At 61.2% G+C, this 15,395-nt stretch carries 14 protein-coding genes and 1 pseudogene; 12 read left to right on the top strand and 3 right to left on the bottom strand.

Annotated features, from left to right (window positions below):
- Positions 1 to 33: 33 nt before the first annotated feature.
- The 9 genes from AC5ZGW_RS09320 to AC5ZGW_RS09280 all read left to right on the top strand — a co-directional run bounded on the left by AC5ZGW_RS09320 (position 34) and on the right by AC5ZGW_RS09280 (position 10,496).
- Entirely contained in the window at positions 34 to 1,383 is a 1,350-nt protein-coding gene (locus tag AC5ZGW_RS09320) for a carbohydrate porin (protein ID WP_028164683.1), read from the top strand.
- A gap of 208 nt (positions 1,384 to 1,591) precedes the next feature.
- A complete protein-coding gene (locus AC5ZGW_RS09315) occupies positions 1,592 to 2,680 on the top strand; it encodes an aldose epimerase family protein (protein WP_130223867.1) in 1,089 nt (362 codons plus the stop codon).
- Entirely contained in the window at positions 2,680 to 3,564 is an 885-nt protein-coding gene (locus AC5ZGW_RS09310; protein WP_130223913.1) for an SMP-30/gluconolactonase/LRE family protein, read from the top strand. The genes AC5ZGW_RS09315 and AC5ZGW_RS09310 overlap by 1 nt, the downstream gene beginning before the upstream one ends.
- A gap of 66 nt (positions 3,565 to 3,630) precedes the next feature.
- Entirely contained in the window at positions 3,631 to 4,701 is a 1,071-nt protein-coding gene (gene chvE / locus AC5ZGW_RS09305; RefSeq protein ID WP_130223869.1) for a multiple monosaccharide ABC transporter substrate-binding protein, read from the top strand.
- 71 nt (positions 4,702 to 4,772) lie between these two features.
- A complete protein-coding gene (mmsA, locus tag AC5ZGW_RS09300; protein ID WP_130223871.1) occupies positions 4,773 to 6,350 on the top strand; it encodes a multiple monosaccharide ABC transporter ATP-binding protein in 1,578 nt (525 codons plus the stop codon).
- Positions 6,347 to 7,537: a multiple monosaccharide ABC transporter permease gene (gene mmsB, locus AC5ZGW_RS09295; RefSeq protein WP_130223873.1), complete on the top strand. Its 1,191-nt coding sequence runs from the start codon at positions 6,347 to 6,349 to the stop codon at positions 7,535 to 7,537. Before mmsA ends, mmsB begins: the two co-directional genes overlap by 4 nt.
- An 85-nt stretch (positions 7,538 to 7,622) precedes the next feature.
- Positions 7,623 to 8,387 carry an ATP-binding cassette domain-containing protein gene (locus AC5ZGW_RS09290; protein WP_130223875.1) on the top strand — a complete coding sequence of 255 codons (765 nt, stop codon included), beginning with the start codon at positions 7,623 to 7,625 and terminating at the stop codon, positions 8,385 to 8,387.
- Positions 8,387 to 9,469: an ABC transporter permease gene (locus AC5ZGW_RS09285; RefSeq protein ID WP_165435069.1), complete on the top strand. Its 1,083-nt coding sequence runs from the start codon at positions 8,387 to 8,389 to the stop codon at positions 9,467 to 9,469. The genes AC5ZGW_RS09290 and AC5ZGW_RS09285 overlap by 1 nt, the downstream gene beginning before the upstream one ends.
- A gap of 94 nt (positions 9,470 to 9,563) precedes the next feature.
- Complete coding sequence (locus tag AC5ZGW_RS09280; RefSeq protein ID WP_130223879.1) at positions 9,564 to 10,496, top strand: sugar-binding protein; 933 nt, start codon at positions 9,564 to 9,566, stop codon at positions 10,494 to 10,496.
- A 34-nt stretch (positions 10,497 to 10,530) separates the two neighbouring features.
- Here AC5ZGW_RS09280 and bluB read toward each other — a convergent pair whose 3' ends face one another.
- The gene (bluB, locus tag AC5ZGW_RS09275) at positions 10,531 to 11,163 is read right to left on the bottom strand and encodes a 5,6-dimethylbenzimidazole synthase (protein WP_130223881.1); all 633 of its coding nucleotides are present in this window, start codon (positions 11,161 to 11,163) and stop codon (positions 10,531 to 10,533) included.
- 182 nt (positions 11,164 to 11,345) lie between these two features.
- Positions 11,346 to 12,332 (bottom strand): LLM class flavin-dependent oxidoreductase, encoded by a 987-nt coding sequence (locus tag AC5ZGW_RS09270; RefSeq protein WP_130223883.1) that lies wholly within the window; start codon positions 12,330 to 12,332, stop codon positions 11,346 to 11,348.
- Between the two features lie 339 nt (positions 12,333 to 12,671).
- Between AC5ZGW_RS09270 and AC5ZGW_RS09265 the strand changes: the two genes are divergently transcribed.
- Complete coding sequence (locus tag AC5ZGW_RS09265) at positions 12,672 to 12,968, top strand: HU family DNA-binding protein (RefSeq protein WP_028164672.1); 297 nt, start codon at positions 12,672 to 12,674, stop codon at positions 12,966 to 12,968.
- 136 nt (positions 12,969 to 13,104) lie between these two features.
- Positions 13,105 to 13,342, top strand: a pseudogene (locus AC5ZGW_RS09260) (aspartate aminotransferase family protein); the annotation flags it as partial.
- Between the two features lie 674 nt (positions 13,343 to 14,016).
- Here AC5ZGW_RS09260 and AC5ZGW_RS09255 read toward each other — a convergent pair.
- Entirely contained in the window at positions 14,017 to 14,751 is a 735-nt protein-coding gene (locus AC5ZGW_RS09255) for a transglycosylase SLT domain-containing protein (protein ID WP_245474557.1), read from the bottom strand.
- A gap of 419 nt (positions 14,752 to 15,170) precedes the next feature.
- On the opposite strand from AC5ZGW_RS09255, the gene AC5ZGW_RS09250 reads away from it, so the two are divergent.
- Positions 15,171 to 15,395 (top strand): hypothetical protein (locus AC5ZGW_RS09250; RefSeq protein WP_496113899.1); only part of this gene is annotated, 225 nt, incomplete at its 3' end.

Below are 15,395 nucleotides of genomic sequence, written 5' to 3'. Positions count from 1 at the left end.
GACAAAGCCTGGGGACGCTGGGAGTGCCAGAAAATGTTGCATAGATCTGTAAACATCGCGCGCGTGTGCGGGGTGGGGATTGCTTTGTCATCTCTGTTGAGCGGTGGAGCGCATGCGGCCGATTTTTCAACGAAAGCTCCGCCGCTTCCTTATGTTACGGCCGATGATTTCTGGACGAGACCGTATCTGTTTGGCGATCTCGGCAGGACCCAGCTGAAGGAGCAGGGCATCGATATTGGCCTGACGCTGGGCAATGAATCCGTCGGAAACCTGTCGGGCGGAAACAGGAACACCGCGGCCAACGCTGGACAGCTGTGGTTCGGGGCCAAGCTCGATATGGCGAAGCTTGCTGGCATCCCGGGGGGGACGGTCGGCCTCACGCTGGTCCAGCGCTTCGGCGACAATCTGAATACCGAGGCAGGCATTCCGGCCTTGCAGTTGACCAACGAAGTTTTCGGCCGCGGCAATATCTTTCGCCTGACCCAACTCTATTACTCGCAGAAGCTTTTTGATGATCAGCTTGAACTCAAGGCCGGCCGTCTTCCGGTCGGCTCCGACTTCTTCTTCGGTCTGTGCGAGTTCATCAACCTGACCTTCTGCGGCGGCCAGCCCGGCAACATCCAGGGCGGCTACATCTATAACTGGCCGGTGAGCCAATGGGCCGGTGTCGTCCACTACAACTTCGCCAAGGAATGGACGTTTTCGGTCGGCGTCTACGACTCCAATCCGAATTATCTGACGACCTCAGAGCCCAGCATCTACTTCCTGCCAGGCGTCCCCTCCTCAAAACCCGTTTCGGGTGTGTTCGTGCCGATGGAGCTGACCTGGAGCCCGAGCGGTGCCCTGTACGGGACCTGGAGATTGGGCGGCTGGTACGACAGTCAGTCGACGATTGATGGTGGCCTCCCGGGTATCATTGTTACCATCCCGGGCGTCGGTGGTGTTCCGGATCAGAATCTGGGAGATCGAAGAGGTCGCTTCGGCGTTTATGAGTCGATCCTGCAGCGGTTGACCGTTGACGGTCCGGGCGCGCTGGGTTGGTATACCTTCCTCAATACGACCGTCGCCGATCACCGGACGTCGTACCAGGACTACCAGATCGCCTGGGGCGTCAAGCACACCGGAACATTCGCCTGGCGCCCCCAGGACGAAGTCGGCTTCGCTGTGGGCACGACCCACGTGAACTCGGCCGCTCTCAGCCCGAATGCAGGAGGTAACGAAATTCCGATCGAAGCTTGGTACGGTTGGCAGGCGACCGGCTGGATGAACCTCAAATTCGACCTCCAGTATGTGATCAATCCCGGCGGGCGCGGGTATAATGCCGACGGCGTGAAGACCGATAATGCCTGGGTTCTTGGTCTGCGCACCGAGGTCCATTTCTGATGCGACGGTAGCCCGTTCGGGTCAAACATTGAGCTACTCTGACGCCACAGGTGTGTGCATGCCCGTATGCGGGCATGCCGAGAGGAGAAAAGCCGGCAGATCGCTGCCGCACTGCTCACCGGCGTTGCGACCATTGAAAATGCGGCCGCCACATCGCAGGCGGGTTATGGGCATGCGCCGGATCGTCGAAGCGTTCGAAGACTGAGCCATGACCGAGACAACGCCACGCATTGCAAGGGACGTTTTCGGCGCGCTGCCCGATGGCCGCCCGGTCGATCGGGTGGTGCTCTCGGGCGCGCGCGGCTTCGAAGCGCATGTCATCACCTATGGCGCAGCGCTTCAGGCGCTGATCGTGCCCGATGCGGTTGGCAGCTGCGAAGACGTCGTGCTCGGTCACGACGATCTTGCAGGCTATTTGCGCGAGCGGCACTTCTTCGGCGCGACGGTCGGCCGCTACGCCAATCGCATCGCCAATGGCCGTTTCGTGCTCGATGGTGAGGTCGTTCAGCTCGCGGCCAACAACGGCGCGCATGCGCTCCATGGCGGCCCGGAGGGTTTTGACCGAAAGCTCTGGCGGATCGCTGACATTGAGGATGGGGCGGAGCCGATGGTGACCTTGGCCCGTGTCAGCGCTCACGGCGAGGAGGGCTATCCCGGCCGGCTCGACATTCGCGTCGGCTATCGGCTGACCGGGCCGACGGAATTATCCGTCAGCTTCGAGGCACGCGTCGATCGTCCGACGATCGTCAACCTGACCAACCACAGCTTTTTCAATCTCGAAGGCGCTGCGTCAGGCGTGGACATCCTCGACCACCGGCTCACGATCGCCGCCGACCGTTTCCTCGCGATCGATCCGAGCGCGATTCCGTTGCCGGAGGCGCCGCGCGCGGTCGCCGATACGCCCTTCGATTTCCGCAAGTCCACGCCAGTCGGTGCCAGGATCCGCTGCTATGATGCGCAGCTTCGAAACGGTAGAGGCTACGACCATAACTTCTGCCTCGATGATGCTGGCGAGCTACGCCTCGCGGCCCGGCTCGAGGCGCCAAGATCGGGGCGGATTCTCGAGCTCCTGACCGATCAGCCTGGATTGCAGATCTATTCCGGAAACTATCTCGATGGCTCGGTTGTCGGAAAGCGAGGCCGGCTTTACCGGCAATCCGACGCTATCTGCCTCGAACCGCAGGTCTGGCCTGATGCGCCAAACCGCGCAGACTTTCCAAGCGCGCGCCTTGCGCCCGGCTCGGTCTATCGGCACCACAGCGTCTATCGGTTTAGTTCCGCGGGCGGGCCGACATGATGGAGCAAGTGCCGACGTCCATTCTGTGCGCCGAGCGCTGCCACCTCGGCGAGGGCCCGACCTATGATGCGGCGACAGATACCGCCTGGTGGTTCGATATCCTCGAGAGCAGGTTGTTCGAGGCTCGCCTCGCGAGCAGACAGGTCCGCGTTCACCGGCTCGGCAGGATGGCGAGCGCGCTAGCGCGCATTGACGCTGAGCGTCAACTTGTTGTCGCGGAAGACGGTCTTTATGTCCGTTCCATCGCCGATGGCTCGATGACGCTTTATCGTCCGCTCGAGGCCGACAATCACGTCACCCGATCCAACGATGCGCGGGTGCATCCGTCCGGAACGATCTGGATCAGCACCATGGGACGCAAGGCGGAGGCGGGGGCAGGCAGCGTCTACGCGCTCCATCACGGCGAGCTCTCGCGCCTCTTTGCGAATATCACGATTCCGAACGCCATCTGCTTTTCAGTCGACGGCGCGCTCGGCTATTTCGCCGACACTGCGAAGAACGAACTCTATCGCATCGCGCTCGACCCCGTGTCAGGCCTGCCGCGCGGCGCACCCGAAGTTTTGCTGCGACACCGTGGTGTTGGAGGCCTTGACGGTGCGGTGGTCGATGCCGATGGCCAGATCTGGAATGCGCGGTGGGCTGGCGGTTGCGTCGATGTCTATAGTCCGCAAGGCGAGCATCTGCGCTGCCTGCATGTCCCGGCGCGTCAGCCGAGCTGCCCGGCGTTCGTCGGGCCCGATCTGTCGCGTCTCCTGGTCACCTCGGCCTGGCAAGACATGGATGCGGCGGCGCGTGCTGCCGACCCGCATCATGGGCGCACGTTCGTCCTGGACGTGGCTGCACGCGGCCGACCGGAGCCGGACGTCAGGCTTGCTAATTCCTAGGAGATCGTCCCGCCCAAATCCTCACTGCAACGACAGAAACGTTCCTAACCCAACGGGAGTGAAAATATGGCCAGACTGAAAACCACGTTGCTTATGCTCGCACTGGCGGGCCTTACCGCCGCGGCATCCGGCCGCGTCGCGCTTGCACAGAAAGCGACGATCGGCATCGCGATGCCGACAAAATCCTCCGCGCGGTGGATCGACGACGGCAACAACATGGCCAAGGTGCTGCGCGAACGCGGCTACGGCACTGACCTGCAATATGCCGAGGACGATATTCCGAACCAGCTCGCGCAGGTCGAGAACATGGTGACCAAGGGAGCCAAGGTGCTGGTGATCGCGGCGATCGACGGCACCACTCTCTCGGACGTGCTCAAGCAGGCCAAGGCCAAGGGCATCACCGTGATCGCCTATGACCGCCTGATCCGCGACACGCCGAATGTCGACTACTATGCGACCTTCGACAACTTCCAGGTCGGCGTCCAGCAGGCGCAGTCGATCGAGCAGGGGCTGGGGCTCAAGGAGGGCAAGGGCCCGTTCAACATCGAACTGTTCGGCGGCTCGCCTGACGACAACAACGCCTACTTCTTCTACAACGGTGCGATGTCAGTGCTGCAGCCCTATATCGACAGCGGCAAGCTGGTCGTCGGCAGCAAGCAGACGGGCATGGACAAGGTCTCGATCTTGCGCTGGGACGGTGCGACCGCGCAGGCGCGCATGGACAATCTGCTCAGCGCCTTCTACGGCAAGAAGCGCGTCGACGCGGTGCTCTCCCCGTATGACGGCCTCTCCATTGGCATCATCTCCTCGCTGAAGAGTGTCGGCTATGGCACGCCCGATCAGCCGATGCCGATCATCAGCGGCCAGGACGCAGAGGTGCCGTCGATCAAGGCAATACTGCGGGGCGATCAATATTCCACCATCTTCAAGGATACCCGCGATCTCGCGCGGGTGACGGCGGATATGGTCGACGCCGTGCTCAACGGCAAGGAAGTACCCGTCAACGACGCCAAGACCTACAACAACGGAATCAAGACGGTGCCGTCCTATCTGCTCAAGCCGGTGGTGGTGTACAAGAGCAATTGGGACAAGGTGCTGGTTGACAGCGGTTACTACAAGCGCTCGCAATTCGAGTGAGCAAACTGGTCCGGCAAGCAGAAGGCCCGCTTGCCGGACGACAGCTCGGTTCCACTGCAGGACATGATACGATGACGGCAATGCTGGAAATGCGCGGCGTCAGCAAGAGCTTTGCAGGCGTGCAGGCGCTACGCGACGTCAATTTCACGGTGGAGGCCGGACAGATCCACGCCCTCGTCGGCGAGAACGGCGCCGGCAAGTCAACGCTGATGAAAGTGCTGAGCGGCGTCTATCCGCATGGCGACTATGAAGGCACCATCATCTTCGATGGCGAGGAACAGCGTTTTCGCGACATCAACGATTCCGAGGCGCTCGGGATCATCATCATCCATCAGGAGCTGGCACTGATCCCGCTGATGTCGATTGCCGAGAACATTTTTCTGTCGCATCCGCCGGCGCGGTTCGGCGTGATCGACCGCGACGCAGTGTATCGGTGCACAAGGGAACTGTTGGCCCAGGTCGGTCTGCGCGAACCGCCGGATGCGCTCATTACCGACCTCGGTATCGGCAAGCAGCAACTGGTCGAGATTGCGAAAGCGCTCTCCAAGCGGGTGCGTCTCCTGATCCTGGACGAGCCCACCGCGAGTCTCAATGAGACCGACAGCGCGGCACTGCTCGACCGGCTGATGGCGTTCCGCCAGCAGGGCATCGCCTCGATCCTGATTTCGCACAAGCTGAACGAGGTCGCCCGTGTCGCCGACCGCATCACCATCTTGCGCGATGGCCGCACCGTTGACTCGATCGACTGCCGGACCGAGGAGGTCGAGGAAGACCGCATCATACGCAGCATGGTCGATCGCGATCTCGCCCATCGTTTCCCGCCGCGCGACGCCAGGATCGGGGACCCCGTGCTGGTGGTGGAGGACTGGAGCGTCCATCACCCGCTCCATCCCGAGCGCCAGGTGATCAAGAATGTCGGCTTCCACGTGCGGCGCGGCGAGGTGGTCGGCATCGCCGGCCTGATGGGTGCCGGCCGTACTGAATTCGCGACAAGCCTGTTCGGCCGCGCCTGGGGGTACAACATCAGCGGACGGGTGTCGCTGGACGGCAGCGAGGTCGACCTCTCCAGCGTGCCGGCGGCCATTGACGCGGGGCTCGCCTATGTGACCGAAGACCGCAAGCAGCTCGGTTTGATCCTTGCCGACGACGTCCGCAAGAATATCACGCTCGCGAGCCTTTCCCAGGTCGCGCCGCGATGGGTGATCGATGACATCAGAGAGTTGAGGGCAGCCAGCGACTATCGCAACCGGATGCGAATCCGCTGCTCCGATGTCTATCAGGAAACCGGCCAGCTCTCCGGCGGCAACCAGCAGAAGGTCGTGCTGTCAAAATGGCTGATGACGGACCCAAAAGTCCTGATCCTGGACGAGCCGACCCGTGGGATCGACGTCGGCGCCAAATACGAGATCTATTGTATCATCAATGAACTCGCGGAGGCGGGCAGGGGCGTCGTGGTGATTTCCTCGGAAATGCCGGAGTTGCTCGGCATCTGCGACCGGATCTGCGTGATGAACGATGGCGCCTTTGTCGGCGAATTTGCTGCCAGCGAAGCGACGCAGGAGAAGATCATGCGCGCCATCATGCGCAACAAGCCAATACAAGGCAGCGCGGAGCGGAACAGGATGCAGATGGGTGGAGTGCGGCCATGAGCGATAAGACGGTTTCGCTGCCTGTGCAACGCGGGCATGCGGGGTTCATCAAGAACAGTCTGCGCAACTACGGCATGCTGTTGTCGCTGTTCGCGATCATGCTGTTCTTCCAGATCGTCACCGACGGCACGCTGCTGCAGCCGCTCAATCTTACCAATCTGGTGTTGCAGAACAGCTATATCGTGATCATGGCGCTCGGCATGCTGCTCGTGATCGTCACCGGCCATATCGACCTCTCGGTCGGGTCGGTCGCCGGCTTCATCGGCGCGATCGCCGCCGTGCTCATGGTCCGCTATCACGTCGACTATCCGCTCGCTTTCATTGCCTGCCTGCTGGTCGGCGCGGCGATCGGTGCGGCGCAGGGATACTGGGTTGCCTATTTCGGGATTCCATCCTTCATCGTCACGCTTGCGGGCATGCTGGTGTTCAAGGGCCTTGCTCTGGCGGTTCTGCAGGGACAATCCGTAGGGCCATTTCCGCCGACCTTCCAGAAGTTGTCTTCAGGCTTCATCCCGGAGCTCTTTCCTGGCGCCGACACGCTGCACCCGACCTCGTTGCTGATCGGCGCTGTCCTGGCGCTGGCGCTGGTCTATGCCAGCGCCAAAACCCGTGCCCGTGAGAAATCGCACGGGATCGAGGTCGAGCCGTATGCGCTGTTCGTCGCAAAAAGTGCTGCGCTTCTGGCCGTTATCCTCTACTTCACCTACCTGATCGCTTCGCATCGCGGGCTGCCGAATGTGCTCGTGATTATGACCGCGCTGATCGCGCTCTATGGCTTCGTCACACGCCGGACGATCATCGGGCGCCAAATCTACGCCGTCGGCGGCAATGCCAAAGCCGCCAAGCTGTCCGGCATCAAGACTGAACGGCTCACCTTCCTGACTTTTGTGAACATGGGAGTTCTGGCCGCGCTTGCCGGCCTCATCTTTGCAGCGCGTCTCAACACGGCAACCCCCAAGGCTGGCGCCGGTTTCGAGCTCGACGTCATCGCCGCGTGTTTTATTGGCGGCGCTTCCGCCTATGGCGGCGTGGGGCGGGTCGGCGGCGCCGTCGTCGGCGCCATGATCATGGGTGTGATGAACAATGGGATGTCGATCCTTGGCGTCGGCATCGACTACCAGCAGGTGATCAAGGGATTGGTGCTGCTCGCCGCCGTCTGCATCGATGTCTACAACCAGCGCAGGTGACGACGGACCGGTCCCATTCGACGCGAAGATCAGGTGTCAATATCTGGAATCGCTGGTCAACCAGCATGTCTGAGCGAGGCCAACCATGGCAACCCCTCACGCTGCCGGGCAACCGGTTCTGGAGTTGAAAGGCATCGGCAAGGAGTTCGGTGCCATTCGCGCGCTGCACGGGGTCGACATGCGCATCCTCCCCGGCGAAGTGGTTGGCTTGATGGGAGACAACGGTGCCGGCAAGTCGACGCTCGTCAAGATCATCGCCGGCAATTTCCCGCCGAGTCACGGCGAGATTTGCTTTGACGGCAAGGCGGTTCATTTCGCCCGTCCGATCGATGCCCGCGCGGTCGGAATCGAGGTCGTCTACCAGGACCTCGCGCTCGCCGACAATCTCACGGCGGCCGCCAATGTCTTCCTCGGCCGTGAGCTCAAGCGCAAATTTGGTCCGTTCGCCTTTCTCGATCACAAGGCGATGGCGGCGCGCGCGCTGGAACTGTTCGGAGAACTGCGCTCGGAGACCCGTCCGCATGACCTTGTCAAGCAGATGTCGGGCGGCCAGCGCCAGGCTATCGCGATCGCCCGGACGCGGCTCTCCAATGCCAAGCTCGTGATGATGGATGAGCCGACGGCCGCGATCTCGGTCCGCCAGGTCGAGCAGGTCTTAAGCCTGATCCATCGCCTGAAGGAGCAGAGAGTCGCGGTGATGCTGATCTCGCACCGCATGCCGGACGTATTCGCGGTCTGCGACCGCGTCGTCGTCATGCGCCGCGGTGAGAAGTGCGCCGATAAGGCGATCGATGACACCAGCCCCGACGAAGTCACCTCCCTCATCACGGGAGCGAAGGAGGCTGCGTGATGGCCACGCCCATGGAATCTCCCATCACCTTCACCAATATCGGCAAGGCCAAATGGTGGCAGAGCGGCTTCTTTGCCTCGCAGACCGGCTACGTCCTGATCGCGCTGGTGGCTCTGTTCGTGGTGATGAACTTCGCGAGCCCGTATTTCTTCACCGAAGGCAATATGCAGAATGTGGCGAAGAACTTTTCCTTCATCGCCATCGCCACGCTCGGCGTGACCCTCGTCATTATCACGGCCGGCATCGATCTTTCGGTCGGCTCGATGATGTGCTTTTCCGCGATGATCACCTCGATGGTCATGACGTACATCTCGACGCCGGGCACGCCTGGCGCAGAGTGGTTCGTGCATCTGGCGGCTGACGGCAAGACTGTGGTCGCGAATGTGCCCGGTTTGATTCTGCTCGTCTCGGTCCTGGCGGGGCTCGGCGTCGCGCTGATGGTCGGCCTCGTCAACGGCTTCTGCATCGCGGTGCTTGGGCTGTCGCCTTTCGTCACCACGCTCGGCATGCTCTCGATCGTGCGCGGCCTTGGCTACGTCGTCTCCAACGGCCGCGGCAGTTTTCCCGGTGGCCCCGACGCCGATTATTTCTACGCGCTGACATCGGGCGTTGTGCTCGGCATGCCCGTGTCGTTCATCTATCTCGTGGTTCTCGCGGTGGCGATGGCGGTCGTGCTGCATCACACCAGTTTCGGCCGCCACGTCTTTGCCCTCGGCGGCAATGAGAAGGCGGCCGCGCTGACCGGAATTTCGGTCGTGCGCGTGAAGGTCTCGGTCTATGTGATCTGCGCGCTCGCGGCGGGTCTGCAGGGCATCATCATCTCCGGTTGGCTGGGATCGGCGCCTGCAAACATGGCGACGTCCTACGAGCTCAATGTCATTGCGGCCGCGGTCATCGGCGGTGCCAATCTCGCCGGCGGCGTCGGCGGCCCGCTCGGGGCCATTGTCGGCTGCGTGCTGCTGGAGGTGATCCGCAACGGCCTCGTGCTCGCGCAGGTCAACTCCTATTGGCAGCAGACCCTCGTGGGCGTGATCATCATCGCGGCGGTGCTGGTCGATCGCATCCGATCGCGCATGGCCTAAAGAGTTTCTCCGGGAGGATAACGAAATGATCGTCTATCCGCCTCCCGGAGGCGCTGATTTCAAGGGATAGGCACAAAAAATGTGGAGGGAAGCAATGAGGAAGGTACTTCTTGCCGGCATGGCCGTTGCCATGATGGCGACGCCGGCGTTTGCTCAGAGCTACAAATTCGTGATCGTGCCCAAGGCCATGAACAATCCGTTCTTCGATTTCGCGCGCGACGGCTGCCAGAAACGTGCCAAGGAGCTCGGCAACATCGAATGCATCTATAAAGGTCCCGTCGAACACGAGCCGGCGACGCAAGCCCAGATCATCCAGGATTTCATCACCCAAAAAGTGGACGGCCTGGCCATCTCGGTCGCCGATGTTGCCGCGATGACGAAGTCGATCGAGGCGGCAACGACAGCCGGCATTCCCGTCATCACGTTTGACTCGGACGCGCCGGGCTCGAAGCGGATCGCCTACATCGGCACCAACAACAAGGAGTTCGGCCTCGCGCTTGGCAAGCAATTGCTGAAGCTCCGGCCCGATGGCGGCAAATACGCAATGATCTCCGGCGGGCCGGGTGCGCAGAATTTGGCCGAACGCGTCAATGGCGTCCGCGAAGCGCTCAAAGGTTCGAAGTGGACCGAAGTCCCGGGCTCGCCAACCTTCTGCAACGACGATCCCGCGCTTGGCGTGCAGCAGATGACGGATCTGCGCACCGCGACACCTGACCTCGCGGCGATCATTCCGATCGGCGGCTGGCCCATGTTCGCGCCGGAAGGCTTCAAGGCGTTCGCCAGCAAGAGCAAGAAGGACATGGACGCCGGCAAGTTCACGCTTGTCGTGGCCGACACCCTCAGGATGCAGCTCGAGCTTCTGAACGAAGGTTATGCCAATGCGCTGGTCGGCCAGCGTCCGTTCGAGATGGGCGAGAAATCGATGGATACTCTGCTTGCAATCAAGAAGGGCCAGAAGGTGCCGGAGATCATCCACACTGGTCTCGACGTTGTGACGAAGGACAACGTCGCAAAGATGTTGAAGTAGGAACGTCTGGACCGGATTTCTTCGGCGGAACGGACTAGCGTCGAATCGCAAATTCGTTCGACGCTCGCCGATATTCCCAGTCGGCCTGCTCAAGTTCTGGTCGATCGAACTCTGCCTCGGGGTACCCGACGCAGAAGTAGCCGATGAATTTCCAGGACTCCGGCACTACAAGAATCTCGTGGATACTGGCTGGGTTCAGGATCGATACCCAGCCAACCCCGATGCCCTCTGCACGCGCGGCGAGCCACATCGAGCAGACCGCCGCGACGACGGAATATTCGACCGTTTCCGGCATGGTTGCACGCCCGAGGCCGTGACCCACGTTGCCTGTCGTTTCCGCGAACACAGCCAGGTGTCCCGGCGCCTCTTCGAGGCCAGAGAGCTTGAGGGCTGCATATCGGGCCGCGCGTTCGCCCGAATAGGACTGCAAGGCATCAGCATTGCAGGCCTTGAAGTTCTCGATCACGGCCCGGCGTCTCGCCTTGTCCTCGACAATGACGAACCGCCAAGGCTGGCTCAGGCCGACCGAAGGGGAAAGGCAGGCGATCTCGATGAGCCGCTCGATGGCGTCGCTCGGGAGCGGATCAGGACGAAACCGCCGGACGTCGCGACGCCACACGAACAGCTCACGCAGTTGTCGGCGAAAGGGTTCGTCGAAGGAAACCATCAGGGCTCACGGTTCTGAATAATGATGCGGGACCAGCAGCACGGCGATTTCGCCGATCTGTTCGAACGCGCCCAATCTGTCCCCCAATTTGCCGCGTTGCAAGCCATGCCGTCATCATCCTGGCCAGCGGAGCAGGATCAGGCAAGCACGGTCTTGGCCGGCCCAAGACCAAGACACAGTTCTTAGGCAACACCGGCGGCGCTGGCGATAAGTTCGAAGGAGCGCAGCCGAGCTGCGTGATCGTAGACATCGGACACGATCATGAGTTCGTCGGCGCTTGTTTCCGCAACGAGCGCATCGATGCCCGAACGAACCGTATCGGGCGAGCCAACGATGGAGCGCGCGAGCATGCTCATCGCCTGCGCTTTTTCCGCAGGCGACCAGTAGCTCTCAATATCGTCGATCGGCGGCTGGCTGAGGCCCCGCGCGCCGCGGAAGATGTTCGTGAAGGACATCTGCTGGGTCGTCGCCAGCCTGCGCGCTTCGTCATCGCTGCCGGCGGCGATGATGTTGACGCCCACCATCGCGTAGGGACGGTCAAGTTGCTCGGACGGTTTGAAGCGGCTGCGGTAGATCTGCAGCGCGGGGATCAGCAGGTCAGGAGCGAAATGCGAGGCGAAGGCATAGGGAAGCCCGAGCTCAGCTGCCAGCATCGCGCCAAAATTACTCGATCCGAGAATCCACAACGGCACTTCCGTTCCCGCCGCCGGCACCGCCTGGATGCGCTGATTGGGACCGGCAGGAGCCAGAAAGGCCTGCACTTCGAGAACGTCCTGCGGGAAGTTTTCGGCCGCTTCGGGCGCACGGCGCAACGCGCGCAGCGTCAGCTGGTCGGTCCCCGGCGCACGGCCCAGCCCGAGATCAATGCGGCCTGGAAACAGGCGCGCCAGCGTCCCGAACTGCTCGGCGATGACGTAGGGGGCATGGTTGGGGAGCATGATGCCGCCCGCGCCGACGCGGATCGTTTTTGTTCCCGCTGCGATATGACCGATCACAACCGACGTCGCGGCGCTCGCGATGCCCGGCATGTTGTGGTGCTCCGCCACCCAAATGCGGCGATAGCCCCAAGCCTCGGCATGGACCGCGATGTCGCGGGCGTTATCGAGCGCGCCGCGGGCATCGGTGTCTTGAGTGACGCGGACGAGATCGAGGATAGACAGTGTCGTCATAGGACCTCCCGAACGAAACCCTCTGTGTGGAATGACGCTGCCAGAGATACTGGGCCGCGTCCAAGCTTGTCCGAAACGGCAGGCTTCATTCGATTCTTGTACCCCATATGGGCACTGTCTCTGTGTGGGTCAATCCGCTGAATCCGGTACGCGATTGACCAACAGTGCCGACCTGCTCCTTGCGTTTTGGGCCTTGATAGGTTTTAAGGCCGGAGACTTCACGATCACAGGTACGAACGAGAAGCGAACCGCGTGGCTTGTCGCCTCCGATCAGGGTGACGTAGCCCGGGTAGCGCATGCGCTTCAAAACTGTTCTGAGCCTCCACAAAGGAATCCATCATGGCCAAGATGACCAAGAATCAGTTGATTGATGCAATTGCAGAAGGAACGCAGGTTTCCAAGGCAGACGTAAAGGCCGTCATCGAGCAGATGGCGACTGTAGGCTACAAGGAGCTGAATGAGTGCGGCGAGTTCGTCATTCCCGGCTTCGTCAAAATGTCGGTCGTAAACAAGCCTGCTACTGAAGCCCGCAGCGGTATAAATCCTTTTACGAAAGAGCCTATGGAGTTCGCGGCCAAGCCAGCCAGCAGGTCGGTCAAGGCGTCACCTCTGAAGGTGGCTAAAGATGCTGTCTGAAGCGGATGGGTTGGTGGTCGAAAAGATCGGTCCTGGCCGGACGACAACGCGCGCCGTCGGAAAGACCGGGCAGGCGAAGTTCAAGAAATGAGCGTTCGCAATTGAATCTTCCGATGGGAGCGTCGCGATTGCGACGCTCCCATTGTTCTCGTTTCGCCATCAACCGAAGAACGTCGCCGACCTTGATGAACACAATCTCCGACTGATCAATGCGATCAACAACGACGGACGGATCTATCTCACGCAGACCAAAGTCCATCGTCATCCGATTTCAGGCGGGTTCATTCGATATGACAGAAGCCGATGCGGATGCCGCATTCGAGGTGATCGTCGAAATTGGTCGACGACTGACTGCGCCAGCAGCATCAGCTTAAGTTCCATGGACGTAGCGTTCGGCATCGCTTCCCGGCGGCCATGACAGATTTCGCTTCCTATCCGGAACGCGCCTGTTAACATCTTCTCGCGTAGTCGAGTTCTTATTCTTAGAGCGTTTTCGAGCGAAGTGGATACCGGTTCGCGTGAAGAAAACGCGTCAACACAAGAATTTAGAGCTTCGGTTCTGATTGAATCAGAACCGAAGCTCTGGTGATGAATTTCGGATTATGACAGGACGCACGAGGGAAAGCCCGTCATGCTCGCTAGGTTCATCGGCACCGTCCTGGCTGTCATAACTGCCTGTGTGACCACATGGCATGGAAATGCATATGCAGAGATATTGATCACGACTGCCACCATATCGCGAGGCGAGTTGGTCATCGTAGGAAGGGTCAGGCGACCTCGCGAGCCCGGCGTGGAGATCAAGATTAGCCCAAATAAAACAGTGCAGGTCGAGAGCACTTCGACTGGAGGGTTTAGGTGGATTGGACCAGAGTTTCCCTCCACCTGCATTGTCAAGATCACCTCCGGGCAGGATACGAGAGACGTGGTGATACAAAACTGCGGCCTTCCCGGTCCTGCCGGACCGCCCGGGCCGGCGGGTCCTCCAGGCCCCGCAGGACCGATGGGCCCGCCCGGGCCTAAGGGAGATTAACGGGTAACCGGGGCGGCCCTAATTCCGGCCGTCGGCAGCAAAGCGTAGGAACTGGCGCTTCATCGCATTGACCTTGGCGAGATAGGCCGCGACGAGGTGATCGCCGCAGCGCTCGCCAGCCATCGTTTGAAAACCCCGCCGTACGAAAGCCCCCGCCGGACCGGCGCCGCAGAGATGAATGAATGCGGCCAGATCCTGCTTCTGCTGCGGGTTTGCCGTCGCATTCGTCGCGCGGGCGAGAACCGCCGCGACATTGCGGTCCAAATACACGGCCGCCAGTTCGACGGCATGGCTTGGAAGCGTGCGAAGATACAGGCTGGTGAATCCGCAGTCGGCATCGACGACCGCGTTCTTGCGGATGCAGGACCGGGCGGCCTCGGCGTAAGCTGCATCGGTCATCTGATATAGGCCGACGGCGCTCGAGGCCGGTTGATAGACTGCGAGAGGATTCCAGTTGAGTTGCCAACGCCAGTAGGTGCGCGCCACCGGGTTGCCGGTGCTCTCGACTTGCGCCAACGCGGCCAGCAATTCGGGCGTAATCGTGCTGGTCGAGTAGGCGCGAAAGAGCGGTCCGTACTGCCGCCACGTTTCACTCGGCTTCTTGTCGAGTGCGCCGCCAACGAGGAAGAACAACTCGGTCGGCTTACGGACCACGTGGTAGACGAGGTTCATCAGAGGGAATGCCGCCAGGAGGATCGCGACAGCGCCAACGACCGCAACCGCCCGCGGTGCTGTCGTGAGTTTTTGTCGCACCCAACGCGCGCCATGCCAGTGGCGAAGGCGAGGGAGGAACCTGTTCCAGCCTCTCCTGACATGCGTCCTGCGAGAAGAGGGCTTGGTAGTGCGCGGCGAGGACACAGGAATCGTCGGTCCGTCATTCTGTTCTGAATCAACAAGCGACAGTTGATAGGGCGGATTGATCGCGAGCAAAACCCATCGCGGAGGGTTGGGTAGACGCGACCATTCGGTCCGCGAAAGTCGGCTCAGGCCGGGCGGCCGCGTGCGACAAAACAACCCGACGGGCAAATCAGCAAAAGTCTGTCCACCCCTCGCGGAAAAAACATTCCGCTTTCGCCGTCGGGCAAATCAGTGATTTAACTCCGCGCGTCTCACCCGAATGAGGGGCGGGTCGCGATCGTCACGAACGTTGCGGTGAGATGCGGTGGACGAGGATGTCACGACTGACGAGCGTGGCACCCGCGGACGGCGAAGTCGTGTGGTCCTGGCGCCCCGACGCTGGCGCTAAGCTCGCGAGCAGCAAAGAGCTGCCGCGGGTGACGGTGGCAAGAAAGCCCGGTCACCGGCTATCCGATTCACACATTTTTGAGCCTCAAAGTGGTGCCGTATTTGATGCGACGGAAGGCTTCGAGGCCCAGGCGCATCACCTTTGGACCAGG

The organism is Bradyrhizobium sp. Crot121, from assembly GCF_059512385.1.
The sequence above is the reverse complement of the archived record's forward strand: the minus strand, read 5'-3'. Positions and strand labels throughout refer to the sequence as shown.